At 59.7% G+C, this 25250-nt stretch carries 25 protein-coding genes; 16 read left to right on the top strand and 9 right to left on the bottom strand.

What is annotated here, in order from left to right; genetic code table 11:
* Positions 1 to 147 precede the first annotated feature (147 nt).
* Both quiC and VLA07_RS20650 read left to right on the top strand, forming a co-directional pair.
* A complete protein-coding gene (quiC, locus tag VLA07_RS20645; protein ID WP_333991057.1) occupies positions 148 to 2049 on the top strand; it encodes a 3-dehydroshikimate dehydratase QuiC in 1902 nt (633 codons plus the stop codon).
* A 102-nt stretch (positions 2050 to 2151) separates the two neighbouring features.
* Positions 2152 to 2829 (top strand): TetR family transcriptional regulator, encoded by a 678-nt coding sequence (locus VLA07_RS20650; protein WP_027612854.1) that lies wholly within the window; start codon positions 2152 to 2154, stop codon positions 2827 to 2829.
* A gap of 117 nt (positions 2830 to 2946) precedes the next feature.
* On the opposite strand, the gene VLA07_RS20655 is transcribed toward VLA07_RS20650, so the two are convergent.
* Both VLA07_RS20655 and aroQ read right to left on the bottom strand, forming a co-directional pair.
* The gene (locus tag VLA07_RS20655; protein ID WP_333991060.1) at positions 2947 to 3801 is read right to left on the bottom strand and encodes a shikimate dehydrogenase; all 855 of its coding nucleotides are present in this window, start codon (positions 3799 to 3801) and stop codon (positions 2947 to 2949) included.
* A complete protein-coding gene (aroQ, locus tag VLA07_RS20660) occupies positions 3798 to 4247 on the bottom strand; it encodes a type II 3-dehydroquinate dehydratase (protein WP_025108744.1) in 450 nt (149 codons plus the stop codon). Before aroQ ends, VLA07_RS20655 begins: the two co-directional genes overlap by 4 nt.
* Before the next feature lie 330 nt (positions 4248 to 4577).
* On the opposite strand from aroQ, the gene VLA07_RS20665 reads away from it, so the two are divergent.
* Both VLA07_RS20665 and VLA07_RS20670 read left to right on the top strand, forming a co-directional pair.
* Positions 4578 to 5006, top strand: coding sequence for a DUF4160 domain-containing protein (locus tag VLA07_RS20665; RefSeq protein ID WP_333991063.1), 429 nt, complete (start codon positions 4578 to 4580; stop codon positions 5004 to 5006).
* The gene (locus VLA07_RS20670; RefSeq protein ID WP_097089285.1) at positions 5003 to 5449 is read left to right on the top strand and encodes a DUF2442 domain-containing protein; all 447 of its coding nucleotides are present in this window, start codon (positions 5003 to 5005) and stop codon (positions 5447 to 5449) included. Before VLA07_RS20665 ends, VLA07_RS20670 begins: the two co-directional genes overlap by 4 nt.
* Before the next feature lie 55 nt (positions 5450 to 5504).
* Here VLA07_RS20670 and trmA read toward each other — a convergent pair whose 3' ends face one another.
* On the bottom strand, positions 5505 to 6584 hold the full coding sequence (trmA, locus tag VLA07_RS20675; RefSeq protein ID WP_047602591.1) for a tRNA (uridine(54)-C5)-methyltransferase TrmA: 1080 nt from the start codon (positions 6582 to 6584) through the stop codon (positions 5505 to 5507).
* The gene (locus VLA07_RS20680) at positions 6581 to 7876 is read right to left on the bottom strand and encodes an NCS2 family permease (RefSeq protein WP_007963748.1); all 1296 of its coding nucleotides are present in this window, start codon (positions 7874 to 7876) and stop codon (positions 6581 to 6583) included. Before VLA07_RS20680 ends, trmA begins: the two co-directional genes overlap by 4 nt.
* A 224-nt stretch (positions 7877 to 8100) precedes the next feature.
* On the opposite strand from VLA07_RS20680, the gene VLA07_RS20685 reads away from it, so the two are divergent.
* Together VLA07_RS20685 and VLA07_RS20690 are read left to right on the top strand one after the other, a co-directional pair.
* On the top strand, positions 8101 to 8550 hold the full coding sequence (locus VLA07_RS20685; RefSeq protein WP_285376221.1) for a DUF4879 domain-containing protein: 450 nt from the start codon (positions 8101 to 8103) through the stop codon (positions 8548 to 8550).
* A gap of 66 nt (positions 8551 to 8616) precedes the next feature.
* Positions 8617 to 9168 carry a DJ-1 family glyoxalase III gene (locus VLA07_RS20690; RefSeq protein ID WP_330207136.1) on the top strand — a complete coding sequence of 184 codons (552 nt, stop codon included), beginning with the start codon at positions 8617 to 8619 and terminating at the stop codon, positions 9166 to 9168.
* A 6-nt stretch (positions 9169 to 9174) separates the two neighbouring features.
* Here VLA07_RS20690 and VLA07_RS20695 read toward each other — a convergent pair whose 3' ends face one another.
* Positions 9175 to 10413 (bottom strand): MFS transporter, encoded by a 1239-nt coding sequence (locus VLA07_RS20695; RefSeq protein WP_258676111.1) that lies wholly within the window; start codon positions 10411 to 10413, stop codon positions 9175 to 9177.
* A gap of 547 nt (positions 10414 to 10960) precedes the next feature.
* Between VLA07_RS20695 and VLA07_RS20700 the strand changes: the two genes are divergently transcribed.
* The 3 genes from VLA07_RS20700 to VLA07_RS20710 all read left to right on the top strand — a co-directional run bounded on the left by VLA07_RS20700 (position 10961) and on the right by VLA07_RS20710 (position 13665).
* Complete coding sequence (locus VLA07_RS20700) at positions 10961 to 12403, top strand: cytochrome ubiquinol oxidase subunit I (RefSeq protein WP_027612845.1); 1443 nt, start codon at positions 10961 to 10963, stop codon at positions 12401 to 12403.
* 3 nt (positions 12404 to 12406) lie between these two features.
* Complete coding sequence (gene cydB, locus VLA07_RS20705) at positions 12407 to 13414, top strand: cytochrome d ubiquinol oxidase subunit II (protein ID WP_007963753.1); 1008 nt, start codon at positions 12407 to 12409, stop codon at positions 13412 to 13414.
* 83 nt (positions 13415 to 13497) lie between these two features.
* Positions 13498 to 13665: a DUF2474 domain-containing protein gene (locus tag VLA07_RS20710; protein WP_007963754.1), complete on the top strand. Its 168-nt coding sequence runs from the start codon at positions 13498 to 13500 to the stop codon at positions 13663 to 13665.
* A gap of 75 nt (positions 13666 to 13740) precedes the next feature.
* On the opposite strand, the gene VLA07_RS20715 is transcribed toward VLA07_RS20710, so the two are convergent.
* Positions 13741 to 14865 carry a methyltransferase gene (locus VLA07_RS20715; RefSeq protein WP_115988850.1) on the bottom strand — a complete coding sequence of 375 codons (1125 nt, stop codon included), beginning with the start codon at positions 14863 to 14865 and terminating at the stop codon, positions 13741 to 13743.
* A 150-nt stretch (positions 14866 to 15015) separates the two neighbouring features.
* Positions 15016 to 15744 (bottom strand): helix-turn-helix transcriptional regulator, encoded by a 729-nt coding sequence (locus VLA07_RS20720; protein ID WP_333991077.1) that lies wholly within the window; start codon positions 15742 to 15744, stop codon positions 15016 to 15018.
* Positions 15745 to 16074: 330 nt separating this feature from the next.
* Between VLA07_RS20720 and VLA07_RS20725 the strand changes: the two genes are divergently transcribed.
* Positions 16075 to 16851 carry a ferredoxin--NADP reductase gene (locus VLA07_RS20725; RefSeq protein ID WP_027612842.1) on the top strand — a complete coding sequence of 259 codons (777 nt, stop codon included), beginning with the start codon at positions 16075 to 16077 and terminating at the stop codon, positions 16849 to 16851.
* Positions 16852 to 16893: 42 nt separating this feature from the next.
* Here the strand turns inward: VLA07_RS20725 and mscL are convergent, their stop codons facing one another.
* The gene (mscL, locus tag VLA07_RS20730; protein ID WP_027612841.1) at positions 16894 to 17307 is read right to left on the bottom strand and encodes a large-conductance mechanosensitive channel protein MscL; all 414 of its coding nucleotides are present in this window, start codon (positions 17305 to 17307) and stop codon (positions 16894 to 16896) included.
* A 285-nt stretch (positions 17308 to 17592) separates the two neighbouring features.
* Here mscL and katB point away from each other — a divergent pair, with 285 nt between their 5' ends.
* From katB to radA, 3 genes are read left to right on the top strand one after another with little or no spacing between them, the layout of a single operon-like run.
* A complete protein-coding gene (katB, locus tag VLA07_RS20735; protein WP_330207132.1) occupies positions 17593 to 19134 on the top strand; it encodes a catalase KatB in 1542 nt (513 codons plus the stop codon).
* A 60-nt stretch (positions 19135 to 19194) separates the two neighbouring features.
* Positions 19195 to 19731: an ankyrin repeat domain-containing protein gene (locus tag VLA07_RS20740; protein ID WP_333991081.1), complete on the top strand. Its 537-nt coding sequence runs from the start codon at positions 19195 to 19197 to the stop codon at positions 19729 to 19731.
* Positions 19732 to 19774: 43 nt separating this feature from the next.
* A complete protein-coding gene (gene radA / locus VLA07_RS20745) occupies positions 19775 to 21142 on the top strand; it encodes a DNA repair protein RadA (protein ID WP_007963764.1) in 1368 nt (455 codons plus the stop codon).
* A 131-nt stretch (positions 21143 to 21273) separates the two neighbouring features.
* Here the strand turns inward: radA and VLA07_RS20750 are convergent, their stop codons facing one another.
* Positions 21274 to 21642, bottom strand: coding sequence for a PilZ domain-containing protein (locus VLA07_RS20750; protein ID WP_027612837.1), 369 nt, complete (start codon positions 21640 to 21642; stop codon positions 21274 to 21276).
* Between the two features lie 159 nt (positions 21643 to 21801).
* Here VLA07_RS20750 and VLA07_RS20755 point away from each other — a divergent pair, with 159 nt between their 5' ends.
* The 3 genes from VLA07_RS20755 to yjiA all read left to right on the top strand — a co-directional run bounded on the left by VLA07_RS20755 (position 21802) and on the right by yjiA (position 25205).
* Entirely contained in the window at positions 21802 to 23868 is a 2067-nt protein-coding gene (locus VLA07_RS20755) for a carbon starvation CstA family protein (RefSeq protein ID WP_333991085.1), read from the top strand.
* Between the two features lie 15 nt (positions 23869 to 23883).
* A complete protein-coding gene (locus VLA07_RS20760) occupies positions 23884 to 24081 on the top strand; it encodes a YbdD/YjiX family protein (protein WP_003228401.1) in 198 nt (65 codons plus the stop codon).
* Between the two features lie 152 nt (positions 24082 to 24233).
* Complete coding sequence (gene yjiA / locus VLA07_RS20765) at positions 24234 to 25205, top strand: GTPase (protein ID WP_096795248.1); 972 nt, start codon at positions 24234 to 24236, stop codon at positions 25203 to 25205.
* The last annotated feature ends 45 nt before the right edge of the window (positions 25206 to 25250 follow it).

Consider the following 25250-nt stretch of genomic DNA (forward strand, 5'->3'; position numbering starts at 1 on the left):
AGCCAATAATTTCCTCACGATAAAAAACGTACCTCTGTAGGAGCTGCCGAAGGCTGCGATCTTTGTTTGTGAAGATCAAAAGATCGCAGCCTTCGGCAGCTCCTACACAGGACGCGTGACAAGACGATCTCCATCGGGAGTAGAAACATGCAGCGTTCCATTGCCACCGTTTCCCTGAGCGGCACCCTGCCGGAAAAGCTCGAAGCCATTGCCGCCGCCGGGTTCGACGGGGTCGAAATCTTCGAAAACGATCTGCTGTATTACGATGGCAGTCCGCGGGAAATCAGGCAGATGTGCGCTGACCTGGGGATCGCCATCACCCTGTTCCAGCCGTTCCGCGATTTTGAAGGCTGCCGCCGTGATCGGCTGGCGCGCAATCTGGAACGGGCCGAGCGCAAATTCGACCTGATGCAGGAACTGGGCACCGATCTGGTGCTGGTCTGCAGCAACGCTTCGGCGGACAGCGTCGGCGACCGGCAGATTCTCGTCGATGATCTGCGGCTGCTGGCCGAACGTGCCGGCGCTCGCGGGTTGCGTATCGGCTATGAAGCGCTGGCCTGGGGCCGGCACGTCAATACTTATCAACAGGTCTGGGACATCGTCCGCCAGGCCGATCACCCGGCGCTCGGCGTGCTGCTCGACAGCTTTCACACCTTGTCGCTGAAAGGTGATCCACGCGCGATTGCCGATATTCCCGGCGACAAAATCTTCTTCGTGCAAATGGCCGACGCGCCGATCCTCGCCATGGATGTCCTGGAGTGGAGCCGGCATTTCCGTTGCTTCCCGGGGCAGGGCGAATTCGATCTGCCGGGGTTCCTCGCGCCGATTATCCAGAGCGGTTACACCGGGCCGTTGTCGCTGGAGATCTTCAACGATGGTTTCCGCGCCGCACCGCCACGGGCCAATGCCGCCGATGGTCTGCGTTCGCTGCTGTATCTGGAAGAGAAAACCCGTCAGCGCCTGGAACAGCAAGCAACGCCGGTGACCAACCGCGAAATCCTCTTCGAAACGCCACAGGCCAGCGAGTACAACGGCATCGAGTTTCTTGAGTTCGCCGTCGACGAAAGCCTTGGCGCCAAACTGAGCAACTGGCTGGAGCGCCTGGGCTTCGTCAAGGCCGGGCAGCACCGCTCCAAGAGCGTGAGCCTGCTGCGTCAGGGCGATATCAACCTGATCCTCAACGCCGAACCGTACTCGTTCGGCCACAGTTTCTTCGAGGCCCATGGCCCGTCGCTGTGTGCCACCGCTGTGCGGGTCAAGGACAGCGCCAGCGCCCTCGCTCGTGCGGTCGCTTACAAGGGCCAGCCCTATCGCGGCCTGGTCGGCCCCAACGAACTGGAACTGGCCGCGGTGCGTGCGCCGGACGGCAGCCTGATTTATCTGGTGGATGAAGCGGCGGATGTCTATGGCACCGACTTCAATCTGCTGCCGAACGCTCAGGCCCGTGGCGGCCTCAAGCGCATCGATCACATGGCCATGGCGTTGCCGGCCGACAGCCTCGACAGTTGGGTGTTGTTCTATAAGAGTCTGCTGGATTTCGAGGCCGACGATGAAGTGGTATTGCCCGATCCGTACGGGCTGGTGAAGAGCCGCGCGTTGCGCAGCCGCGACAGTTCGATCCGCTTGCCGCTGAACATCTCGGAGAACCGCAATACCGCGATTTCCCACGCGCTGTCGAGTTATCGCGGCTCCGGTGTGCATCACATCGCCTTCGATTGTGATGACATCTTCGCCGAAGTCAGCCGCGCCAAAGAAGCTGGTGTGCCGTTGCTGGATATCCCGCTCAACTATTACGACGACCTCGCCGCGCGCTTCGATTTCGACGACGAGTTCCTCAGCGAGCTGGCGTACTTCAACGTGCTCTACGACCGCGACGCGCAGGGCGGCGAGTTGTTCCACGTGTACACCGAGCCGTTCGAGGGACGCTTCTTCTTCGAGATCATCCAGCGTAAAAACGGCTATGCCGGTTATGGTGCGGCGAACGTCGCGGTACGTCTGGCGGCGATGGCCAAATCACGCAGCGGTGCGGTGCGTCAGGCGAAGTTGTAGGAATTTCGTAAACGCGGGATTAAACACGAGCCGCGTGGCTTCCTTCACTGTGCAGCGCGGCCCATAATCGCCAACCTGTGCAGTGATGGCCGTGAGCCCGCAATGACAATGACTTCAGAACTCCCCGCTGCTCCCGTCGAATCCGGTATCGAGCCGCGCAAGAGTCGCAAGAACAACCCGGAAAAAACCCGCGAGAACATCCTGCAGGAGGCGATCGTCGAGTTCGTCCAGCAGGGCTTGTCCGGCGCCCGCGTCGACGCGATCGCCGAGCGCATCCACACCTCCAAACGCATGATCTATTACTACTTCGGCAGTAAGGAGCAGTTGTACGTCGAGGTACTGGAGAAGCTTTACGGCGACATCCGCAGCACCGAAAACCGCCTGCACCTGGCCGAGTTGCCGCCGGTGGTGGCGATCCGTCGACTGGTGGAGTTCACCTTTGATCACCACGACCGCAACGTCGATTTCGTGCGCATCGTCTGTATCGAAAATATCCACAACGCCGAGTTCGTGAAGCGTTCGGACACGATCAAGGCGATGAATAATACGATCCTCGATTCACTGGGCGAGATTTTGCGTCGCGGTGCCGAGGAGGGTGTCTTCCGCGCCGGGCTGGACGCGCTGGATGTGCACTTGCTGATCAGCTCGTTCTGTTTCTACCGCGTCTCGAACCGCCATACGTTCGGTGAGATTTTTCAGATCGATTTGCCGGACGAAAGCATCAAGCAGCGTCATCGCGAGATGATCTGCGAGTCGGTGTTGCGCTACTTGCAGCCGTGACACCTATCCAATGTGGGAGCGGGCTTGCTCGCGAAAGCGGCGTGTCAGCCTATACATCTAGCGCCTGACACACAGCCTTCGCGAGCAAGCCCGCTCCCACAGGATCGATGTTTATCTTCAGCCATTCATGCTTTGAAAATGCGCCAGCATCCGCTGTGCGTCCGGCACCACGCCGCTGAACAATTCAAACGCCTTCACCGCTTGAAACACCGCCATGTTGCCGCCGTCCAGCGTGCGGCAACCCAGCACGCGGGCGTTGCGCAGCAGTTCGGTTTCCAGCGGGAAGTAAACGATCTCCGCGACCCACAATTCCTTGCGCAGCAACTCCACCGGCACCGGCATGCCCGGCAGTTTGGCCATGCCCATCGGCGTGGTGTTCACCAGACCATCGGCCTGATTCAGCGTGCCCGGCAGATCACGCCTGGCGACGGCGCGACCGACGCCGAAATGGTGGTTGAGGTTGTTCGCCAGACTCTCGGCGCGCTCGCGGTCGACATCGAAAATACTCAGCTGCTGTACGCCTTCGCTCAACAACGCGTGGGCCACTGCCGCTCCCGCACCGCCGGCACCCATCTGGACGACACGCTCACGGGCGACATCCTGCAAGCCGCGACGAAAACCTTCGGCAAAACCCAGGCAGTCGGTGTTGTGGCCGATGCGTTTGCCGTCCTTGAGCACCACGGTGTTGACCGCGCCGATGCCCCGGGCTTCCGGGGACAGTTCGTCGAGCAGCGGGATGATCGCCTGCTTGCACGGGAAAGTAATGTTCAGGCCGGTGTAGTTCATCCGCTCGGCCGCCTGCAGCAAGTCGGGCAGGGCGTTGCTGTCCAGATGCAACTGATCGAGATCAATCAGCCGATACAGGTAGCGCAAGCCTTGGGCGTCGCCCTCATGTTCATGCAGTGCTGGCGTGCGCGAGGCTTGAATACCCGCACCGATCAGGCCAGCCAGTATTACCGGTTTACGGGTCATGCTGCGCGCCCCTTCAGTCGCTGACTGAAATGCTCCAGGGCCAGGCGATAGCCATGGCTGCCGAAGCCGCACATCACCGCCGTGGCGATGGCCGAGACAAACGAGTGGTGGCGGAACGGCTCACGCGCATGCACGTTGGACAGGTGCACTTCGATCACCGGCAACTCACTGGCCACCAGCGCGTCGCGGATTGCCACCGAGGTGTGTGTCCACGCCGCCGGGTTGATCACGATCCCGGCGCAGCGGCCGCGTGCCGCATGAATCCAGTCGAGCAATTCGCCTTCGTGATTGGTCTGGCGAAACTCCACGGCCAGGCCGAATTCTTCGGCAGCGCGGCCGCACAGAGCAGAAATATCAGCCAGGGTTTCGTGACCGTAGGTCGCCGGTTCACGAGTGCCGAGCAGGTTCAGGTTCGGGCCGTTGAGCACCAGAACGATAGGGGGCATGGGGGCAAACTCCACTTATTGTTTTTGGCTTGGGCCGAAGGTTTCAGCCTGTGGAGGTAAAATGTACCAGATGGTTACCATGGTCAATTGAACTGATTTAACCCGATGGTTTTGTGTTCGGTGATCGCACAAAAGCTACATCGCATTCAGATTTTCCGAATTGTATCGACAGTTTTGCTTACGTTTTTTTTCGAAGATGCAGCGCTTCCTCATCCGTGCCGACGCTAGTCTGAATGTGGTGAAAGGCATTGAGGTGCTGTGCAGCACCGGCCGTCGGATTTGAAAGGAAAATCGAATCCTGAAACTTATTAACCTAACGGATGGGTTAGCATGAAAGTATGCAACTACAAGGGATTGTCGATAAGCATCATGTTGCGAGATGAGCATTGCCCGCCACATGTTCACGTTAATACAGGCGCCTGGAATGCCCGATTTCAGTTCAGTTTCTGGCACAACGACATTGAACTGTGGGATGTCGTGCCGCTTTCACGTCGACCGCCGCTGGCGTTGCTGGAAGGATTGTGTCGATCACTGGGGCAACCTGCTCATCTGCGTCGCGCACGAGGGATCTGGTGGTCAGTCTTGCAGACAGTTTGTCTCGACAATCAGGTGTGGGACTGCGAGTCAAACGAAGTCCCCGTGATGAAACCGGTCACCGCTACGACCTACAGGATCAGATCGGCGCGTTATGAGCCAGAAGCAGACAAGACTGTTCTGACATTGCTCGGCAAACTGGCAGGAGTTGAAATCGATTTATGAAAGTCATCAAGGCAAAGCCGTCCGTACATCGTCCGCTGACGGAAGAAATGCTCGATGCCGCGATAAAACGTGGCGAAGCGCGCCAAGCTAGCAGCTTGCAGGCTGTTTCTGTGACCTTTGAAAGCCCGTCTCTGGTCATTCGTTTTGAAGACGGCAGCGGTGTGTTGCTACCGGTGAGCCAGTATTCGGAGTTCGACGGGTTTGATTCAGACGATTATGCGAACCTGACAGTCGGCTATGCAGGCACTGCGCTTTGCCACGAGGGCAAAGACCTCGACGTTTCCATCTCCGGAATGATTTCGGCGAGCCCGTCACTCATGAGGATGGCGGCTTCGGTGGTTGCGTCGCGTAACGGTCGTCAAAGCAGTGCGGCAAAATCCGAAGCTGCACGAGCAAATGGCAAGAAGGGCGGGCGTCCACGTAAGACCGACACTGCACCGTAAGCACCCACAAAAAAGCCGTCAATCACGACGGCTTTCTCGTATCCGGCATTCGCCATCAACGCCGGGTCAGCAACACCCCGGACTCCATGTGATGTGTCCATGGGAACTGGTCGAACATCGCGCAGCGGGTGATGCGGTGCGTGTCGTGCAGTTGGGCGATGTTGGCCGCCAGGGTTTCCGGGTTGCAGGAGATGTACAGGATGTTGTCGAAGCGCCGGGTCAGCTCGCAGGTGTCCGGGTCCATGCCGGCACGCGGCGGGTCGACGAATACGCTACCGAACTCGTAGCTCTTCAGGTCGATGCCTTGCAGGCGACGGAACGGGCGCACCTCGTTCAGCGCTTCGGTCAGCTCTTCGGCGGACAGCCGTACCAGCGTGACGTTATCCACAGCGTTTTCGCTGAGGTTGCTCAGTGCGGCGTTGACCGAGGTCTTGCTGATCTCGGTGGCCAGCACTTTGCGCACACGGGTGGCGAGCGGCAGGGTGAAGTTGCCGTTGCCGCAATACAGCTCCAGCAGATCGTCGGGACGATCGCCCAGCGCTTCGTAGGCCCAGTTCAGCATCTTCTGGTTCACCGTGCCATTGGGCTGGGTGAATGCGCCTTCCGGCTGGCGGTAGCTGAAGGTGCGACCACCGACGTCGAGTTTCTCCACCACGTAATCGTGGCCGATGACTTCGCGTTTGCCCTTGGAACGGCCGATGACGCTGACGTTGAGATCAGCCGCCAACTTCGACGCGGCCGCATGCCAGTGTTCGTCCAGCGGACGGTGATAGCACAGGGTAATCATCGCATCGCCGGCCAGGGTGGTCAGGAACTCCACCTGGAACAGCTTGTGGCTCAGCGCCGAACTGGCCTGCCATGCCGCCTTGAGCTGCGGCATCAACTGGTTGATGCGCAGGCTGGCAATCGGGAACTCTTCGATCAGGATCGGCGTGCGTTTGTCGTCCTGGGAAAACATCGCGTAGTGCCGCTCACCGGCCTCGCGCCACAGGCGAAATTCCGCGCGCAGGCGGAAGTTCTGCAGCGGCGAGTCGAACACGGTCGGCTCTGGTGCATCGAACGGGGCCAGCAGGTCACGCAAACGCGTGACCTTGTCTTCGAGCTGAGTGGCGTAGGCCTGGGAATCGAAAGTCATGCGTTGAACCAACCCAACTTGATCACAAACAGAATCGACAGAATCACCAGCGCCGGGTTCAGCTCACGGGCGCGGCCCGACAGCAGCTTGATCACGGTCCAGGAGATGAAACCGAAGGCGATGCCGTTGGCGATCGAGTAGGTGAACGGCATGGCCAGCGCGGTAACCACCACCGGTGCGGCGACGGTGATGTCTTCCCAGTCTATTTCCGCCAGACCGGAAGTCATCAGCACGGCGACGAACAGCAACGCCGGTGCGGTGGCGAAGGCTGGCACGCTGGCCGCCAGTGGCGAGAAGAACAGCGCCAACAGGAACAGGATCGCCACGACGATCGCCGTCAGACCGGTCCGGCCGCCAGCGCTCACGCCGGCAGCGGATTCGATGTAGCTGGTGGTGGTCGAAGTACCCAGCAGCGAGCCGGCCATCGCCGCGGTGCTGTCGGCGATCAGTGCCCGGCCCATTTTCGGCATGTGGCCGTCCTTGCCCATCAGGCCGGCGCGTTTGGCGACGCCGATCAGGGTGCCGGAGTTGTCGAACAGGTCGACGAACAGGAAGGCGAAGATCACGCTGACCAGACCAATGTCCAGCGCGCCCTTGATGTCCAGTTGCATGAAGGTCGGGGCCAGCGAAGGTGGCATCGAGGTCACGCCGCCGAACGGGGTGAAGCCCATGGCGATGGAAATGATGGTCACTGCCAGAATGCCGATCAGCACTGCGCCGCGCACTTTCAGCGCTTCGAGGGCGACGATCAGGGCGAAGCCGAGGGTGGCGAGGATCGGCGCGGGGGCTTTCAGGTCACCGAGGCCGACCATGGTCGCCGGGTTGCTGACCACGATGCCCGCGTTGTGCAGGGCGATCAGCGCCAGGAACAGGCCGATACCGGCGGCAATCGCCGAGCGCAGCGGCAGCGGGATGCTGTTGATGATCCATTCGCGGATGCGGAAGATCGACAGCAGGAAGAAGCACACTGCCGAGATGAACACCGCGCCCAGCGCCACTTGCCAGGTGTGGCCCATGTGCAGGACCACGGTGTAAGTGAAGAAGGCGTTCAGGCCCATGCCCGGGGCGAGGGCGATCGGGTAGTTGGCGATCAGGCCCATGATGGTCGAGCCGATGGCGGCTGCCAGACAGGTGGCGACGAACACCGCGCCCTTGTCCATGCCGGTCTCGCCGAGGATGCTCGGGTTGACGAACAGAATGTAGGCCATGGCCAGGAAGGTCGTGACGCCCGCCAGAATCTCGGTACGCACGTTGGTGTTGTGTGCCTTGAGTTGAAACAGCCTTTCCAGCATGTCTGCTCCCCGTGGCGCGCGCGGCGCCGTGAATGTATCGACCTCAACAGCAAAGCACAGACCGTCGCAAGCGCCTGGGAATTTGTGGTGGGCCGGAAAAAGCCGCGCATCATACCAGCAGCGTGAGGAATATGGCGGTTGTTGGTGCCGAACGTCGTCGAAGTTTTGCCACAGGGTCAACTGCGCCATACTGCGCGCTGAATTTTTTGGGGAAATACGATCACATGGGCAAGCGCTGGATAAAGGCTTTCGGGTTAATGGCCGGGCTGATGGCCGGGTCGACGGCGGCGCTGGCAGCCTCGGCGCCACCGTTGACTGAAGTTAAGGTGATCAAGGTTCAATCGCCGGCCTGTGGTCTGGAAGACATCGGTGATAACCAGCCGCAAACCCAATGCGATCACAGCGGCCCGAGCATCAAGGTGTTCGTGCTGGAAATCGGCTATGGCCAGAACCAGCCGCATGCCACGCTGGACGGTTTTGAAGTCAACGGCACCCGGGCGCCGGTGTGCGCCTTTGATAACGGCAACCTGACCGAGTGCAAGCCCGGCAGCAACACCGTCGGCTCACTGTATACCTTTGATCTGGCGGGCAAGCAGGAAGGCACCTTCACCTTCAGTAACACCTCGATCAACGCGCCACGCAACACCCTGTCGGCCCAGCTTTACATCAAGTAACGGCTGTCATCGAACAGGCAGGGCAAAGCTGACTACGCTTTAAAGATCACCCAGCGGATAGCGCCCATGACCTTTAGAGCCCTGATTACCCTCGCCGAGGGCATCGATGATCTGCAAAGCGTGACCCTGATCGATGTGCTGCGCCGCGCCGGCGTCGAAGTCGTGGCGGCCAGCATCGAAGGCCGGCGCATGCTGACCTGCGCCCGCGGTACGCGCCTGACAGCGGACGGCATGCTGGTTGATGTACTGGCGCAGACCTTCGACCTGATCGTCCTGCCCGGTGGTGCCGTCGGCGCCCAACATCTCGCGGCGCATCAGCCACTGCAACAATTGCTCAAGGACCAGGCCAGCGCCGGACGCCTGTTCGCCGCCATCGGCGAAGCCCCAGCCATCGCCCTGCAAGCCTCAGGCGTATTACGCCAACGCCGCATGACCTGCCTGCCGAGTGCCAGTCATCAATTGTCGGGCTGTACGTTTGTTGATCAACCGGTGGTGGTCGACGGCAATTGCATCACCGCCCAAGGCTCCGGTGGCGCACTGGCGTTTGCCCTGACGCTGGTGGAGCAGCTTGGTGGCAAGGCGTTGCGGGCGAAAGTGGCGGGGGAGATGCTGGTGTGACGAGAGTCAGACCTTCGCCTCTTCCACCGGCACATGCATCCGGTCGCGGTTGGCCAGGGTCGGGAACAGTTTGATCCACGTTCCGGTGACCACCAGCGTGCCGATCCCGCCCATCACCACCGCCGGGACGGTGCCGAACCAGTGCGCGGTGAGGCCGGATTCGAATTCGCCCAACTGGTTCGAGGCGCCGATGAACAGGCCGTTCACCGCGCTGACCCGGCCGCGCATTTCGTCCGGGGTTTCCAGTTGCACGAAGGAGGCGCGGATCACCATGCTGATCATGTCCGCCGCGCCGAGCACCACCAGCACCGCCAGCGAGAACCAGAACGAGGTCGACAGACCGAAGGCGATGGTTGCGACGCCGAACACGCCAACGGCGGTGAACATCACCCGGCCAACGTTGCGTTCGACGGAGAACCGGGCGAGGAACAGTGACATCCCCAACGCGCCAACCGCCGGCGCCGAACGCAGCAGCCCCAGGCCCCAAGGCCCGGTGAGCAGGATGTCCTTGGCGAACACCGGCAGCAACGCGGTGGCGCCACCGAGCAACACCGCGAACAGATCCAGCGAGATCGCCCCGAGGATGTCCGGGCGGCTGCGAATGAAGCGGATGCCCGCCAACAACGAATCCAGTGTGGCTTTGCCTTTGTTCAGCGGCGTCTGTCGTGCGGGCAGGTTGAGCATCAAGGTGCAGGCGATGACATAGAGCAACACCGTCGGGCCGTAGACCCAGACACTGCCAAACGCGTAAAGCAAGCCACCGAGGGCCGGAGCGACAATGGTGGCTGACTGTTGAGCCGACTGCGCTGCGGCGACCGCCCGTGGAAACAGGGCGCTGGGCACGATACTTGGCAGCAGCGCCTGGGTCGTCGGCATCTCGAAGGAGCGCGCCGCACCGAGCAGGAAGGCGAGGATAAAGATCATTTCCCGGGTGACGTGGTCGGTCGCACTGCCGATGGCCAGTGCCAGGGCAATCAACGCCTGCAACGACTGACAGATCGCCGCGACCCGGCGTCGGTCATAGCGGTCGGCGACATGCCCGGTGTGCAGCATGAACAGCACCCGTGGTGCGAATTCCACCAGCCCGACCAGCCCCAGGTCGAGCACGTTGCCGGTGAGTTGATACAGATTCCAGCCGATCGCCACGGTAAGCATCTGAAAACCGCTGGCGGTGAAGATCCGGGCGAACCAGAACGCGAGAAACGGACGATGGTGACGTAACAGCAGGGGCTCTTGGCTGGGCATCTGAAGGCAGGTCTGGCTCAGGAGGGGAACCGCGAGATTATCACCAGTCTGTAACAGGAAGTTGCTATGACAGAAAATTTAGTTAGCCAGACATCGATTATCCGGATACCCCGTTCTCTGTGGCGAGGGAGCTTGCTCCCGCCGGGTCGCGAAGCGGCCCCGACCCAGCACAATCCTGCTTTCAGGCAAGCGCTGGAAAAACTCTTTACGCCTGCTGCGCAGCCGAGCGGGAGCAAGCTCCCTCGCCACGGAGGGTTTCCTGGCTCTGGGACATCTGTTTCAGAACGTTGCCCAGGCAATGAGGCAACTTGTCACGCGGCAAACGACCACGCCGTTCTTCGTCGGAAATGGGACTACTCTTTTAACGTTGCTTGATCCAGATCAAGACCCTCCCGGGCCATGCTCTGGTGGCCCGTTGGCCAGACTCCCTGCGTTGCGATGGCTGTTAAAAAAGAACGAATCAGAATTCGCCGCACTCCATATCCGTGGGGGCAGTAGGCAGGGGCCACAAGCCCCAATGCCGGTATTACCTGACAGAGGAAGACTTATGTTCGGTTTAGAGGCACTCGATCTCGCCCGAATTCAGTTCGCGTTCACCATCTCGTTCCACATCCTGTTCCCGGCCATCACCATTGGTCTGGCGAGCTACCTGGCGGTGCTTGAAGGGTTGTGGTTGAAAACCCATAACGACACTTACCGGGATCTCTACCACTTCTGGTCGAAAATCTTTGCCGTCAACTTCGGCATGGGTGTGGTCTCCGGTCTGGTCATGGCTTACCAGTTCGGCACCAACTGGAGCCGTTTCTCGGACTTCGCCGGTTCCGTCACCGGACCGTTGCTGACCTACGAGGTGCTCACGGCATTCTTCCTTGAGGCCGGTTTCCTCGGGGTGATGCTGTTCGGCTGGAACAAGGTCGGACGCAAACTGCACTTCTTCTCCACGGTAATGGTGGCGATCGGCACGCTGATCTCGACATTCTGGATTCTCGCTTCCAACAGCTGGATGCAGACGCCGCAAGGCTTCGAGATCGTCAACGGCCAGGTGATCCCGACCGACTGGCTGGCCATCGTGTTCAACCCATCGTTCCCGTATCGCCTGATGCACATGGCGACCGCCGCGTTCGTGGCCACGGCGTTCTTCGTTGGCTCGTCGGCGGCCTGGCACCTGCTTCGCGGCAAGGACAACCCGGCGATCCGCACCATGCTGTCGATGGCAATGTGGATGGCGCTGATCGTCGCGCCAATCCAGGCGGTTATCGGTGACTTCCACGGGCTGAACACCCTTGAGCATCAGCCGGCGAAAATCGCCGCGATCGAAGGCCACTGGGAAAACAAAGGCAACGAAGCGACCCCGTTGATCCTGTTCGGCTGGCCGGACATGAAAGAAGAGAAAACCAAATTCGCCGTAGAGATCCCGTACCTCGGCAGCCTGATCCTGACCCACTCGCTGGACAAGCAAGTGCCGGCACTCAAGGAGTTCCCGCCTGAAGACCGGCCGAACTCGACCATTGTGTTCTGGTCGTTCCGGGTCATGGTCGGTCTCGGCTTCCTGATGATCTTCACCGGTCTGTGGAGCCTGTGGCTGCGCAAGCGCGATTCGCTCTACACCTCGCGGCCGTTCCTGTATCTGGCGCTGTGGATGGGGCCGTCCGGCCTGATCGCGATCCTCGCTGGCTGGTTCACCACTGAAATCGGTCGGCAGCCGTGGGTGGTCTACGGGCTGATGCGCACGGCGGATGCTTCGTCCAATCACAGTTTCATGCAGATGAGCATCACCCTGATCATGTTCGTCGTGGTGTATTTCGCGCTGTTCGGTGCGGGGCTTGGCTACATGATGCGCCTGGTGCGCAAAGGGCCGAAAACCGACGAAGGCAAGGAAACCAACGAAGGTGGTCCTGGCCAGAAACGCACTCCGGCTCGGCCGTTGTCCGCAGCCGATGATGAAGGTACCGACGCCGACTCGCAGCGCAGCCTGGAAAAGGAGATTTGACTCATGGGTATTGATCTTCCGCTGATCTGGGCCGTGATCATCATCTTCGGCATCATGATGTACGTGGTCATGGACGGCTTCGACCTGGGGATCGGGATTCTCTTCCCGTTCATCCCGGGCAAGACCGACCGTGACGTGATGATGAACACCGTCGCCCCGGTTTGGGACGGCAATGAAACCTGGCTGGTACTGGGCGGTGCGGCGTTGTTTGGCGCGTTCCCGCTGGCCTATTCGGTGGTGCTGTCGGCGCTGTACCTGCCGTTGATCTTCATGCTGATCGGCCTGATTTTCCGCGGCGTGGCGTTCGAGTTCCGCTTCAAGGCCAAGGACGACAAGCGTCACCTGTGGGACAAGGCGTTCATCGGCGGTTCGGTGGCGGCGACGTTCTTCCAGGGCGTGGCACTCGGGGCTTTCATCGACGGTTTGCCGGTGGTCAATCGGCAATACGCCGGCGGTTCACTGGACTGGCTGACACCGTTCACCCTGTTCTGCGGCGCCGCGCTGGTGGTGGCCTATGCCTTGCTCGGTTGCACCTGGTTGATCATGAAGACCGAAGGCAAGTTGCAGGAGCAGATGCACAACCTCGCGCGGCCGCTGGCATTCGTGCTGTTGGCGGTGATCGGCATCGTCAGTCTGTGGACGCCGCTGGCTCACCCCGAGATCGCGACACGCTGGTTCAGCATGCCGAACCTGTTCTGGTTCATGCCGGTGCCGATTCTGGTGCTGGTGACGCTGTACGGGCTGATCCGCGCGGTGGCGCGCAATGCCAACTACATGCCGTTCCTGCTGACCCTGGTGCTGATATTCCTCGGCTACAGCGGTCTGGGCATCAGCCTGTGGCCGAACATCGTGCCGCCGTCGATCTCGATCTGGGACGCCGCCGCACCGCCGCAAAGTCAGGGCTTCATGCTGGTCGGTACGCTGTTCATCATCCCGTTCATCCTGGGTTACACCTTCTGGAGCTATTACGTGTTCCGCGGCAAGGTCACCCATGAAGACGGTTACCACTGATCTCTCGCTCTGCTCACCCTGTGAGAGCAAGCCTTCTCGCGGTGGCGTCCTCAGCGACGCCATCGCCCAAGAGGAACGATGCAATGAACGGCAAACATTCCCTGCACGAGATTGAAGAAGCCGAAAAAAAGCCGCTGTGGCAGCGGCTCGGCTGGTTGGCCCTGATCTGGATCGGTAGCGTCGGCGCGCTGTTCATTGCCGCCAGCCTGATGCGCCTGTTCATGAACGCGGCCGGCCTGACCACACACTGAAACATCCCGTCCCGCTGCCCTTGGGCACGGTTTTATGACCCTCCGCATTGCGGAGGGTTTTTTTTGCCTGACGCTTTACTTGCGGGCTTTGAGAATCACGAATTTCGGTGTGGCTGCCACTTGCTCGACGCCACGGAACAGCCGCGCCAGTTTGCTGTGATATCCCAGATGACGGTTGCCGACAATGTACAGCGCACCGCCCACCACCAGCGCTTCACGGGCCTGCTGAAACATGCGCCAGGCGAGGAAGTCACCAACCACCTGCTGCTGGTGGAACGGCGGATTGCACAGCACCACGTCCAGCGATTGCGGCTCTTGACCGGCCAGACCATCGCCGGCCCGCACGATCACTTCGCGCTCGCCCAGCGCGGCACGCCAGTTCTCGGCGGCCGATTGCACGGCCATGAACGATTCGTCGACCAGCGTGTAGTGCGCGTCGGGGTTGTGCAGGGCGCTGGCGATGGCCAGTACGCCGTTACCACAGCCGAGGTCGGCGACGCGGGCGCTGCCGAGGTTTTTTGGCAGGTGCGGGAGAAAGGCACGGGTGCCGATGTCCAGACCTTCACGGCAGAACACGTTGGCGTGGTTGAGCAGCTCAATGGCCGGCTCGTCCAGCTGGTAGCGTGAGGGGTAGGGCGAGGTCGCCGGGGCTTTGGCCTCAGGCGTTGCGATCAACAGGCGAGCCTTCTTCACCGCCAGTGAAGCCTGTACCGGACCGATGTAACGCTCGAGCAGATCACCGGCAGCGCGCGGCAAATGCTTGACCATGGCCGCTGCTACCACTTCAGCGCCGGGTGCCAGTTGCCCTTGCAGGCGAATCAGTTGTTCTTCCAGCAATGCCAGTGTCTTGGGCACGCGGATCAGCACTCGGTCGAACGGCCCGATCAACGGCTGACTGGCCGCAATCCCGCGCACGGCATCAAATGCCAGGCCGTTGCGTACCAGATTCTTTTCCAGTCCCTGGAATGCGAGAAATGAGTCGCCACTGCTGCTGACCTGAACCTTGCCCGCCAGACTCGCCGCCAGCGCTCCGAAGCTGTCATTGAGTACCAACACCCGGGTGTCTGCCGTCGGTTGTTGCGCGGCCAGATGATTGAGCAGGTATTCGTCAGCCGCATCGAACGCTTGCAGAGGTTCATTCTGCTGCTCGGGCTGGCGGATCAGGTCGAGTTGGGCAAAGGGTGTTTCGAGCAAGGGCATCGGGCGAGAACTCTGGTTATTCAACGGGTGGCCCGCAGCCCAGGGCGTCGCGCGGCGGAACCATCCGAGTGGACTGCGGCGTGCGGCGCACGTCATCACTCAGGAAGGTTGCAAATGGTACGTTTTTTTCCGTTGAAATACTCGCAGCTTTTAGTGGGCGGGCATGTCGAGAAGGCCGCAACTCTTGGCGGCAATGACCGCAGAAATCTTGTTGCAGACGTTCAGTTTGAGAATCACGTTTTGCACGTGGTAATTCACCGTCCGCTCGCTCAGGCAGAGGATCCTGGCAATCTCATAGGCCGTCTTGCCGAGCGCCGAGAGCTTGAGCACTTCCAGTTCTCGCGGTGAAAGGCGTGGGGGGACGGGCTTTTTGGCCGGTTTGGGCAAGGTTTTGGCGAACAGGTCACTCAGGTGGCTGGTTGCGTAAAACATATAGCCAAAATGCTCGTATAACTCGAGCGGACTTAATGGACCGTTTTTCCTGGCAAGGCTCAGGGTGCTGCACAGCCCGCTGTCTTCGTGGTGGAACGACTGGGACCAACCGTGTCGCAACCCATGCCTCTGTTGCGCGTCCCACAGCGACAAGGTTTGCGAAAACACGTCCTCGGTCCAGACAATCGGCAGCATTGAATTACTGCAGTGTGCTACTACCGGGTCGATTTTTCTGTAGTTTTGTCTTTCATAAAGTTGGTTCCACTCTTTCGGATAGTTATTGATTTGCAAGGTCTTTAAGTCAGCGTTCCGATTGTTTGATGTCAATGAGATGGCACAAAAATTGAAGCCAATATTTTGAGCGAATCGCAGCAAGATCGGATAAGCGGTCTCTATTTCTCTTGCGAAAGTCAGTTGCTTTAATTGCGACTCCTTCCACATTTCCATCACTCACTCTCCATGAGTCGTTCGTCGGGTGCTTTTTATGGATCCAATCGGATCCTGCACGCAACCGAGTGTAGGACAGGTCTTACAAATGGCGTTGAATTTTTTTGCTCTTGGAGGGGGCGGTTAGTTGCTGGAAAGGTTATTAGTCATCAATAACGCGTTGGATTTAACCTGTCATTCAATCGGACTTTGAATAAAGCTGTATTAACGGCATTTGGGTTTAATTCTCATTTTTTCGGGCGGTCTGAACGGTAAACCACTACAAAAGCAGTGGTGTTTATGCTCTGAGTTTGCGCGAGACTGTCAGGGTCTTTTCCGTGGAGTGCCCCCATGACTGTCAGCGCAGATAAATTTACTGCCCAGACCTTGCTCGACGTGCAGCCTTTGACCCCCAGTCTGTTTACCCTGCGCACCACGCGCGATACGGGCTTCAGGTTTCGCGCGGGACAATTCGCTCGCTTGGGGGTGACCAAGGCTGATGGCAGCACGGTCTGGCGTGCTTACTCGATGGTCTCTTCACCCTTCGACGAGTTTCTCGAGTTCTTCTCCATCGTGGTGCCAGGTGGCGAATTCACCAGTGAACTTAGTCGCTTGCAGGTCGGCGATACCCTGCTGGTGGAACGCCAGGCCTTTGGTTACCTGACGCTGGATCGGTTTGTCGACGGTCGGGATTTGTGGCTGTTATCCACCGGGACCGGGGTTGCGCCGTTTCTGTCGATTCTGCAGGACTTCGAAGTGTGGGAGCGATTCGAGCGGATCATTCTGGTGTACAGCGTGCGCGAAGCGCGGGAACTGGCCTATCAGTCGTTGATTGCAGAACTGTCCGAGCGTGATTACCTGGCAGAACACGCCCATAAACTGCAGTTCATTCCCACCGTTACCCGAGAAAAGGTTCCTGGTGCCTTGCATGGCCGTATTACCAGCCTGATTGAAAGCGGCGAGCTGGAGCGTGAAGCCGGCGTTGAACTGGCCCCCGAGCACTCGCGCGTCATGCTGTGCGGCAATCCGCAGATGATCGACGACACCCGGGCACTGCTGAAGAAACGCCACATGAGCCTGAGCCTGACGCGGCGGCCGGGACAGGTGGCGGTGGAAAACTACTGGTAAAAAAACGGCGCCATCAGGCGCCGTTCTTTATTCATCAAGCAGTCAAGGCCGGTTGTTCTGGGCCTTGAGCAGATCGCGGATCTCACCGAGCAACTCTTCTTCCTTGGTCGGAACCGGTGGCAGGGAAGGGGCTACGGCTTCTTCGCGTTTAAGGCGGTTGATGGCTTTGACACCCATGAAGATCGCGAAGGCGACAATCACGAAGTCCAGAATGCTCTGGATGAATTTACCGTAAGCCATGACCACGGCAGGGGCGTTGCCCTCGGCGGCTTTAAGCGTGATGGCCAGATCACTGAAGTCCACCCCTCCGATCAACAGGCCGATTGGCGGCATGATCACGTCGCCGACAAACGACGAAACAATTTTGCCAAAGGCGGCACCGATGATGATACCGACGGCCATGTCGACCACATTGCCTTTGACCGCGAAGGCCTTGAACTCACTTAGCACGCCCATAGGTTATTTCCTTGTTACAGATGAGGTTGGTGTACGCAGTGTAAATCAGCAAACGCGTCCTGCGCGAAACACCTTCTTACAATGCCCGTTTTTATCGACCGATAAATCTGCAATTAGTTTGCAAAGTGCCACTAATCGCGCGCGAAATACGCCGTAACGCGCTGATCGGGAAGCCAAAATTTTCAATCGTCGGGTTACGAACTTTCTATTTATGTTCGCGGACTTAGCCCTCTAGCCTCTGGTTGGCGCACCTGGATGCGCCCAAAAGAACCAGAGGAACCTGATATGAATTCCACCCTTGGACTGGGGGCTTTTCCCCATCGCCGTACGCTCGGCGTACTCACCGCCAGCCTGTTGACCTTCTCCGTGCACGCCGCGCCCCTGACCCGGGACAACGGTGCAGCGGTGGGCGACAATCAGAACTCGCAAACCGCCGGCGCCAACGGCCCGGTGCTGCTGCAAGACGTGCAACTGATCCAGAAACTCCAGCGTTTCGACCGTGAACGCATTCCCGAACGCGTGGTGCATGCCCGCGGTACCGGTGCCCATGGCACGTTCACCGTGACCAACGACCTCAGCGACCTGAGCAAGGCCAAGGTATTCGCTGCCGGGCAGGTGACGCCAGTGTTCGTGCGCTTCTCCGCAGTGGTTCACGGTAACCACTCCCCGGAAACCCTGCGCGATCCACGGGGCTTTGCCACCAAGTTCTACACCGCTGATGGCAACTGGGACCTGGTCGGCAACAACTTCCCGACCTTCTTCATTCGCGACGCGATCAAGTTTCCGGACATGGTCCATGCGTTCAAACCCGATCCACGCACCAACCTTGACGATGACTCGCGTCGTTTCGACTTCTTCTCCCACGTGCCGGAAGCCACTCGCACGCTGACCGAGCTGTATTCCAATTCGGGTACTCCAGCCAGTTATCGGGAAATGGACGGTAATGGCGTGCATGCCTACAAATTGGTTAACGCCAAAGGCGAAGTGCACTATGTGAAGTTCCACTGGAAAAGTTTGCAGGGCATCAAAAACCTGACACCTGAACAAGTCGAGAAAGTTCAGGGCAAAGATTACAGTCATATGACTAATGATCTGGTCGGTCATATCAACAAGGGTGATTTCCCGAAATGGGACTTGTACATCCAAGTGCTGAATCCACAAGATTTGTCCAAGTTTGATTTCGATCCATTGGACGCTACCAAGATCTGGCCGAATGTTCCTGAGCGAAAAGTTGGACAAATGGTGTTGAACCGTAATCCGGCCAATGTGTTCCAGGAAACCGAACAAGTTGCCATGGCCCCGGCCAATGTTGTGCCGGGTATCGAACCTTCAGAAGATCGTCTATTGCAAGGCCGAGTGTTTTCTTATGCCGATACGCAAATGTATCGTCTGGGAGCCAATGCCCTGCAGTTGCCGATCAACGCGCCAAAAGTTGCGGTCAACAATGGCAATCAGGATGGTGCGATGAACTTCGGTGCCACGGCGTCTGGCGTGAACTATCAGCCAAGCCGCCTGCAACCGCGTGAAGAGCCGCAGAGCGCGCGTTACAGCCAGCTGGCACTGTCGGGCAGCACCCAGCAGGCGAAGATTCAGCGTGAGCAGAACTTCAAACAGGCCGGGGATCTGTATCGCTCGTTCAGCCAGCAGGAGCGTCAGGACCTGATCGCCAGCTTCGGCGGTTCGTTGGCGACCACCGATGACGAGAGCAAGCACATCATCCTGTCCTTTCTTTATAAGGCAGATCCGGAATACGGCACCGGTGTGACCAAAGTGGCTAAGGGTGACCTGAGCCGGGTCAAGGCGCTGGCAGCGAAACTGGTCGACTGATCTCGACGCCATGCAACGCGGGGCCTGATTCAGGCCCCGTTCTGCCCAAGGAGAGCGTTTATGCGTGCCTTTCTTTTACTGTTGCTCGGTTGCCTGTCATTTACAGCGCTGGCCGAACAGAACCCCGAGGCGATCAAGGCGCAGTTGCAGGATTACTATTTCGATGCCGCCCGGCGTGGTGATGTGCCGATGCTCGAGACCTTTATCGAGTCCGGTTATTCCCTCGATACCCGCGACAGCAAGGGCTACACGGCTTTGATTCTGGCGGCGTATCACGGCCAGGGTGCGGCAGTTGACCGGTTACTGGCAGCGGGCGCTGATGCCTGCGCGCAGGACCAACGTGGCAATACAGCGCTGATGGGGGCGATTTTCAAAGGCGAGATGCAGATTGCTCGAAGGCTGATGGCCACCGATTGCAGCCCCGATCAGCGCAACGGCGCAGGCCAGACTGCGGCGATGTACGCCGGGTTGTTCAAGCGCATCGAACTGCTCGACGCGCTCAAGGCCAAGGGCGCCGATCTTAATGCCGAAGACCCGCTGGGCAACAGCGCCGCGCGTCTGGCCAACGGCGAAATCCGTACCGCCTCGCCGCGCTGAGCGGTGGCTGCGTTATCATCGCGGTTTTTGCCGGGGGATCCAGATGGCCAAGGCCAAGCGCATGTACGGCTGCACCGAGTGCGGCGCAACCTTTCCCAAGTGGGCGGGCCAGTGCGGCGAGTGCGGCGCCTGGAACACCCTGACCGAAACCATGATCGAAAGCGGCGGGGCCACGGCGCCCACCGGGCGTACCGGCTGGGCCGGGCAGCAGGCGCAGATCAAGACCCTGGCCGAAGTCAGCATCGAGGAGATTCCACGTTTCTCCACCGCGTCCGGTGAGCTGGATCGGGTTTTGGGTGGCGGTCTGGTCGACGGCTCGGTGGTGTTGATCGGTGGTGACCCGGGCATCGGCAAGTCGACGATTCTGTTGCAGACCCTGTGCAACCTCGCCAAGAGCATGCCGGCGCTGTACGTCACCGGCGAAGAATCCCAGCAGCAAGTGGCCATGCGTGCCCGCCGTCTCGGGCTGCCGCAGGATCAACTGCGGGTGATGACCGAAACCTGCATCGAAACCATCATCGCCACCGCCCGTCAGGAAAAACCCAAGGTGATGGTGATCGACTCGATCCAGACCATTTTCACCGAACAGCTGCAATCAGCGCCGGGTGGCGTCTCGCAGGTACGTGAGAGCGCGGCGTTGCTGGTGCGTTATGCCAAGCAGAGTGGCACCGCGATCTTCCTCGTCGGTCACGTCACCAAGGAAGGCGCGCTCGCCGGCCCGCGGGTGCTGGAGCACATGGTCGATACCGTGCTGTATTTCGAAGGCGAGTCCGATGGCCGTTTGCGTCTGTTGCGGGCGGTGAAAAACCGTTTCGGTGCGGTCAACGAACTGGGTGTGTTCGGCATGACCGACAAGGGTCTGAAGGAAGTCTCCAACCCTTCGGCGATTTTTCTCACCCGTGCCCAGGAAGAAGTCCCGGGCAGTGTGGTGATGGCCACCTGGGAAGGAACCCGGCCTATGCTGGTGGAAGTGCAGGCGCTGGTCGATGACAGCCATCTGGCCAATCCACGGCGCGTGACGTTGGGCCTTGATCAGAACCGATTGGCGATGTTGCTGGCGGTATTGCACCGTCACGGTGGTATTCCGACTCACGACCAGGACGTATTTCTCAACGTGGTGGGCGGGGTGAAGGTGTTGGAGACCGCGTCCGACCTGGCGTTGATGGCGGCGGTGATGTCGAGCCTGCGCAACCGGCCATTGCCGCATGATTTGCTGGTGTTTGGCGAAGTCGGTTTGTCCGGCGAAGTGCGCCCGGTGCCGAGCGGGCAGGAGCGCTTGAAGGAAGCGGCCAAGCATGGCTTCAAACGGGCGATTGTGCCCAAGGGCAATGCACCGAAAGAAGCGCCGCCGGGGTTGCAGATCATTGCCGTGACCCGGCTGGAACAGGCGCTCGACGCACTGTTCGAATAATCTTTCAGAGACGCCGCATACCCTGTGGGAGCGGGCTTGCCCGCGAAAGCGGTGTGTCAGTCGAAATCAATGTTGACTGACACGGCTTCTTCGCGGGCAAGCCCGCTCCCACAGGGGATTTGTATTGATGGCTAGATTTCGATCAGGGCGCCGAGTTCGCGCTCAAGCTCGGCTTCGTCAGCCAGGTTGAGCTCGATCAACCGTCGCAAGCGCTGGATCGACTCCAGACTGATATGCCGGCAGACGAAGCCTAGTTGTCCGTGATCTTCGTGAGCCAGGTGTACATCCATCTCGATATCGACATCATCGCTCAGATGAATGTTGACGAAGAAATCCTGCTCCCTATCCCCAAGCCACGGCTCCGGCCGTTCGATCAGCAGCCCTTTGAGCGACAGATCGATCAACTTCACCGGCCAGATGAATTGACCCTGACTCAGCTCGGTTCTGGCATCGAACGCAATACGTTTGAAGCGACGGCGATTGGCTGGGTGTTCGCTCATGGCGCAATCCTCGGGAGAGTTCGCTGACTATAGACCCGACTCGCGGGTGGCTGCCAATCAACGAGCCGTCTAGACCAACGTCGGGGTATGGCCTTTGGCGCCGTAAGCGCTAAACTCGGGGTGGCTGTCTTTCTTGTCCACCCTGGCTGGAATAATAAAATGAAAAATAATAATAGCCTGCTACGCCACTTACCCTGGCTAGTGCTGGCAATCGTAGGAGCGTGCGCCCTGGGCGTAGTGGCATTGCGCCGAGGAGAGGCGATCAACGCCTTGTGGATCGTGGTCGCGGCCGTGGCCATTTATCTGGTTGCGTACCGTTACTACAGCCTGTTCATCGCCAACAATGTGATGCAACTCGATCCGCGTCGGGCCACCCCCGCCGTACTCAACAACGACGGTCTGGACTATGTGCCGACCAACAAACACATTCTTTTCGGTCACCACTTCGCCGCGATCGCGGGCGCCGGACCTCTGGTCGGCCCGGTATTGGCGGCGCAGATGGGTTATCTGCCCGGCACGCTGTGGCTGATTGCCGGGGTGGTGCTGGCGGGCGCGGTGCAGGACTTCATGGTTCTGTTCATGTCGACCCGGCGCAACGGCCGTTCCCTGGGCGACATGGTCCGTGAAGAAATGGGCCGCATCCCCGGCACCATCGCCCTGTTCGGCTGCTTCCTGATCATGATCATCATCCTCGCGGTGCTGGCGCTGATCGTGGTCAAGGCACTGGCAGAGAGCCCATGGGGCATCTTCACCGTGATGGCGACCATCCCGATCGCGATGTTCATGGGCATCTACATGCGCTACATCCGACCGGGTCGCATCGGCGAAATCTCGGTCATCGGTGTGTTGCTGCTGCTCGGTTCGATCTGGCTCGGCGGGCAGATTGCCGCTGATCCGGTGTGGGCCAAGGCCTTCAGCTTCACCGGCGTGCAAATCACCTGGATGCTGATCGGTTATGGCTTCGTCGCCGCCGTGTTGCCGGTGTGGCTGATCCTCGCGCCACGCGACTACCTGTCGACGTTCCTCAAGATCGGCACCATCATCGCCCTGGCGATCGGCATTCTGGTGACCATGCCCGAGCTGAAAATGCCGGCGCTGACCCAGTTCGTCGACGGCACCGGGCCGGTGTGGAAGGGCGGTCTGTTCCCCTTCCTGTTCATCACCATCGCTTGCGGTGCGGTATCGGGTTTCCACGCGCTGATCTCTTCGGGCACCACACCGAAGCTGCTGGATAACGAAACCAACGCGCGCTACATCGGTTATGGCGGCATGCTGATGGAATCGTTCGTGGCGATCATGGCCATGGTTGCCGCTTCGGTGATCGAGCCGGGCGTGTACTTCGCCATGAACAGCCCGGCCGCCGTGGTCGGCGGTGACGTCGCATCGGTGGCGCAGATGGTCAGCAGCTGGGGCTTCGCGATCACGCCGGAGGCGCTGCAAGCGGTGGCTCACGACATCGGCGAAACCACCATTCTGGCCCGGGCCGGCGGTGCACCGACCCTGGCGGTCGGTATCGCGCAGATCCTGCACAGTGTCCTGCCGGGTGAAAACACCATGGCGTTCTGGTACCACTTCGCGATCCTGTTCGAAGCGCTGTTCATTCTGACTGCTGTAGACGCCGGTACCCGTGCCGGGCGCTTCATGCTGCAGGACCTGCTCGGCTCCTTCGTTCCGGCGCTCAAGCGCACCGAATCGTGGACTGCCAACCTGATCGCCACCGCCGGTTGTGTGGCGATGTGGGGCTGGTTGCTGTATCAGGGCGTGATCGATCCACTGGGCGGCATCAACACCCTGTGGCCGCTGTTCGGTATCTCCAACCAGATGCTGGCCGGTATCGCGCTGATGCTCGGCACCGTGGTCCTGATCAAGATGAAGCGCCAGCGCTACATCTGGGTCACCCTGCTGCCAGCCGCCTGGCTGCTGATCTGCACCACCACCGCAGGCTTCATCAAGTTGTTCGACGCCAACCCGGCGATCGGCTTCCTGTCGCTGGCCAGGAAATACAGCGATGCGCTGGCCAATGGTCAGGTGCTGGCACCGGCAAAAAGCGTCGAGCAGATGCAGCACGTGATCTTCAACGCCTACACCAACGCAACGCTCACTGCTCTGTTCCTGTTCGTGGTCTTCAGCATCCTGTTCTATGCGCTCAAGGTCGGCATCGCCGCCTGGGGCAAAAAAGAGCGTACGGATAAAGAATCGCCATTCCAGGCCCTGCCGGACGCGTAACCAGAGGATTGCACCATGTTCAATGACCTGAGTCGCCTCGGTAAATACCTCGGTCAGGCCGCCCGCCTGATGGTCGGCATGCCCGACTACGACACCTACGTCGAGCATATGCAAACCAAACACCCGGACAAACCGGTGATGAGCTACGAGATGTTCTTCCGCGAACGTCAGGAAGCGCGTTACGGTGGCAAGGGTGGGCCGAAGTGCTGTTGAGCTGACAGCCTGCGGTTGAGGTAATCCCCCTGTGGGAGCGGGCTTGCTCGCGAATACGGAGTGTCAGTTGAGACGCGTGGTGACTGACACACCGCTTTCGCGAGCAAGCCCGCTCCCACATTTGTTTTGTGTTTCTTTAAGGAGATCGTGTTTTGTCTTCTCCCATACCCGTAACGGTACTCAGCGGTTTCCTCGGTGCCGGCAAGACCACCTTGCTGCGCCATCTATTGAAAGCCGAGCACGGCCTGAAAATCGCCGTGATCGAGAACGAATTCAGCGACGCCGGCATCGACACCCAGTTGCTCGGCGTCGAACCGGTGCAAGTCATGACCCTGGCCAACGGCTGCGTCTGCTGCACCATCCACACCGATCTGACCAAGGCCCTGTACCTGCTGCTCGAACGCCTGGACAGCGGTGAAATCGCCTTCGACCGTCTGGTGATCGAGTGCACCGGGCTGGCTGATCCAGCGCCTGTGGCGCAGACCTTTTTCATCGATGAAGAACTGCGCGAACGCTATCTGCTCGACGGCATCATCACCCTGGTAGATGCCGCCCATGCCGACCAGCACCTGACCCAGACCATCGCCCAGGCGCAGATCGGTTTCGCCGACCGCTTGCTGGTGAGCAAGACCGATCTGGTGGATGAGGCGACGTTCAACGCACTGAGCGAACGCCTGACGCGAATCAATCGTCGTGCGCCGATCCGCGTGGTCGAGCACGGCAACATCGATCTGGCGGAACTGCTCGACGTGCGCGGCTTCAACCTCAATGCTGACCTGGGCGGCGGGGTCAGCCTGCGCCCGGTGAGCAAGGCGCCGTCCATCGACCGTATCTCCAGCCTGGTGCTGCGCACAGACCAGCCGCTGGATATCGATCAACTCAGCGAGTTCATGAATGAGCTGCTGGAAGAACATGGCAAGCAGTTGTTGCGCTACAAGGGCGTGTTGAACATCGCTGGCGAGGATCGGCGGCTGGTGTTTCAGGGCGTACTGAAACTTTACGGTTTCGACTGGGACACCGAGTGGGCCGAGGGTGAGGCGCGGGAAAGCGTGATCGTGTTTATTGCCGATGATCTGCCGGAAGAGAAAATTCGGGCGGGGTTTGCCAGAGTGACTTCTGCCTGATGGATCCTGGTTGTCAGCGATGGCCTCTTCGCGAGCAGGCTCGCT

Source organism: Pseudomonas sp. S3(2024), from assembly GCF_036861315.1.
GTDB lineage: Bacteria > Pseudomonadota > Gammaproteobacteria > Pseudomonadales > Pseudomonadaceae > Aquipseudomonas > Aquipseudomonas putida_A.

Coding starts and splice junctions, on each gene's coding strand:
- aroQ (WP_025108744.1), bottom strand. CDS start 4,247: ATGCCCCCTATCGTTCTGGTGCTCAACGGCCCGAACCTGAACCTGCTC.
- trmA (WP_047602591.1), bottom strand. CDS start 6,584: ATGACTTTCGATTCCCAGGCCTACGCCACTCAGCTCGAAGACAAGGTC.
- VLA07_RS20680 (WP_007963748.1), bottom strand. CDS start 7,876: ATGCTGGAAAGGCTGTTTCAACTCAAGGCACACAACACCAACGTGCGT.
- cydB (WP_007963753.1), top strand. CDS start 12,407: ATGGGTATTGATCTTCCGCTGATCTGGGCCGTGATCATCATCTTCGGC.
- VLA07_RS20695 (WP_258676111.1), bottom strand. CDS start 10,413: ATGCCCAGCCAAGAGCCCCTGCTGTTACGTCACCATCGTCCGTTTCTC.
- katB (WP_330207132.1), top strand. CDS start 17,593: ATGAATTCCACCCTTGGACTGGGGGCTTTTCCCCATCGCCGTACGCTC.
- mscL (WP_027612841.1), bottom strand. CDS start 17,307: ATGGGCGTGCTAAGTGAGTTCAAGGCCTTCGCGGTCAAAGGCAATGTG.
- VLA07_RS20650 (WP_027612854.1), top strand. CDS start 2,152: ATGACAATGACTTCAGAACTCCCCGCTGCTCCCGTCGAATCCGGTATC.
- VLA07_RS20725 (WP_027612842.1), top strand. CDS start 16,075: ATGACTGTCAGCGCAGATAAATTTACTGCCCAGACCTTGCTCGACGTG.
- VLA07_RS20750 (WP_027612837.1), bottom strand. CDS start 21,642: ATGAGCGAACACCCAGCCAATCGCCGTCGCTTCAAACGTATTGCGTTC.
- radA (WP_007963764.1), top strand. CDS start 19,775: ATGGCCAAGGCCAAGCGCATGTACGGCTGCACCGAGTGCGGCGCAACC.
- VLA07_RS20655 (WP_333991060.1), bottom strand. CDS start 3,801: ATGACCCGTAAACCGGTAATACTGGCTGGCCTGATCGGTGCGGGTATT.
- VLA07_RS20720 (WP_333991077.1), bottom strand. CDS start 15,744: ATGGAAATGTGGAAGGAGTCGCAATTAAAGCAACTGACTTTCGCAAGA.
- VLA07_RS20690 (WP_330207136.1), top strand. CDS start 8,617: ATGACCTTTAGAGCCCTGATTACCCTCGCCGAGGGCATCGATGATCTG.
- VLA07_RS20665 (WP_333991063.1), top strand. CDS start 4,578: ATGAAAGTATGCAACTACAAGGGATTGTCGATAAGCATCATGTTGCGA.
- VLA07_RS20740 (WP_333991081.1), top strand. CDS start 19,195: ATGCGTGCCTTTCTTTTACTGTTGCTCGGTTGCCTGTCATTTACAGCG.
- VLA07_RS20685 (WP_285376221.1), top strand. CDS start 8,101: ATGGGCAAGCGCTGGATAAAGGCTTTCGGGTTAATGGCCGGGCTGATG.
- VLA07_RS20670 (WP_097089285.1), top strand. CDS start 5,003: ATGAAAGTCATCAAGGCAAAGCCGTCCGTACATCGTCCGCTGACGGAA.
- quiC (WP_333991057.1), top strand. CDS start 148: ATGCAGCGTTCCATTGCCACCGTTTCCCTGAGCGGCACCCTGCCGGAA.
- VLA07_RS20755 (WP_333991085.1), top strand. CDS start 21,802: ATGAAAAATAATAATAGCCTGCTACGCCACTTACCCTGGCTAGTGCTG.
- VLA07_RS20700 (WP_027612845.1), top strand. CDS start 10,961: ATGTTCGGTTTAGAGGCACTCGATCTCGCCCGAATTCAGTTCGCGTTC.
- VLA07_RS20760 (WP_003228401.1), top strand. CDS start 23,884: ATGTTCAATGACCTGAGTCGCCTCGGTAAATACCTCGGTCAGGCCGCC.
- VLA07_RS20715 (WP_115988850.1), bottom strand. CDS start 14,865: ATGCCCTTGCTCGAAACACCCTTTGCCCAACTCGACCTGATCCGCCAG.
- VLA07_RS20710 (WP_007963754.1), top strand. CDS start 13,498: ATGAACGGCAAACATTCCCTGCACGAGATTGAAGAAGCCGAAAAAAAG.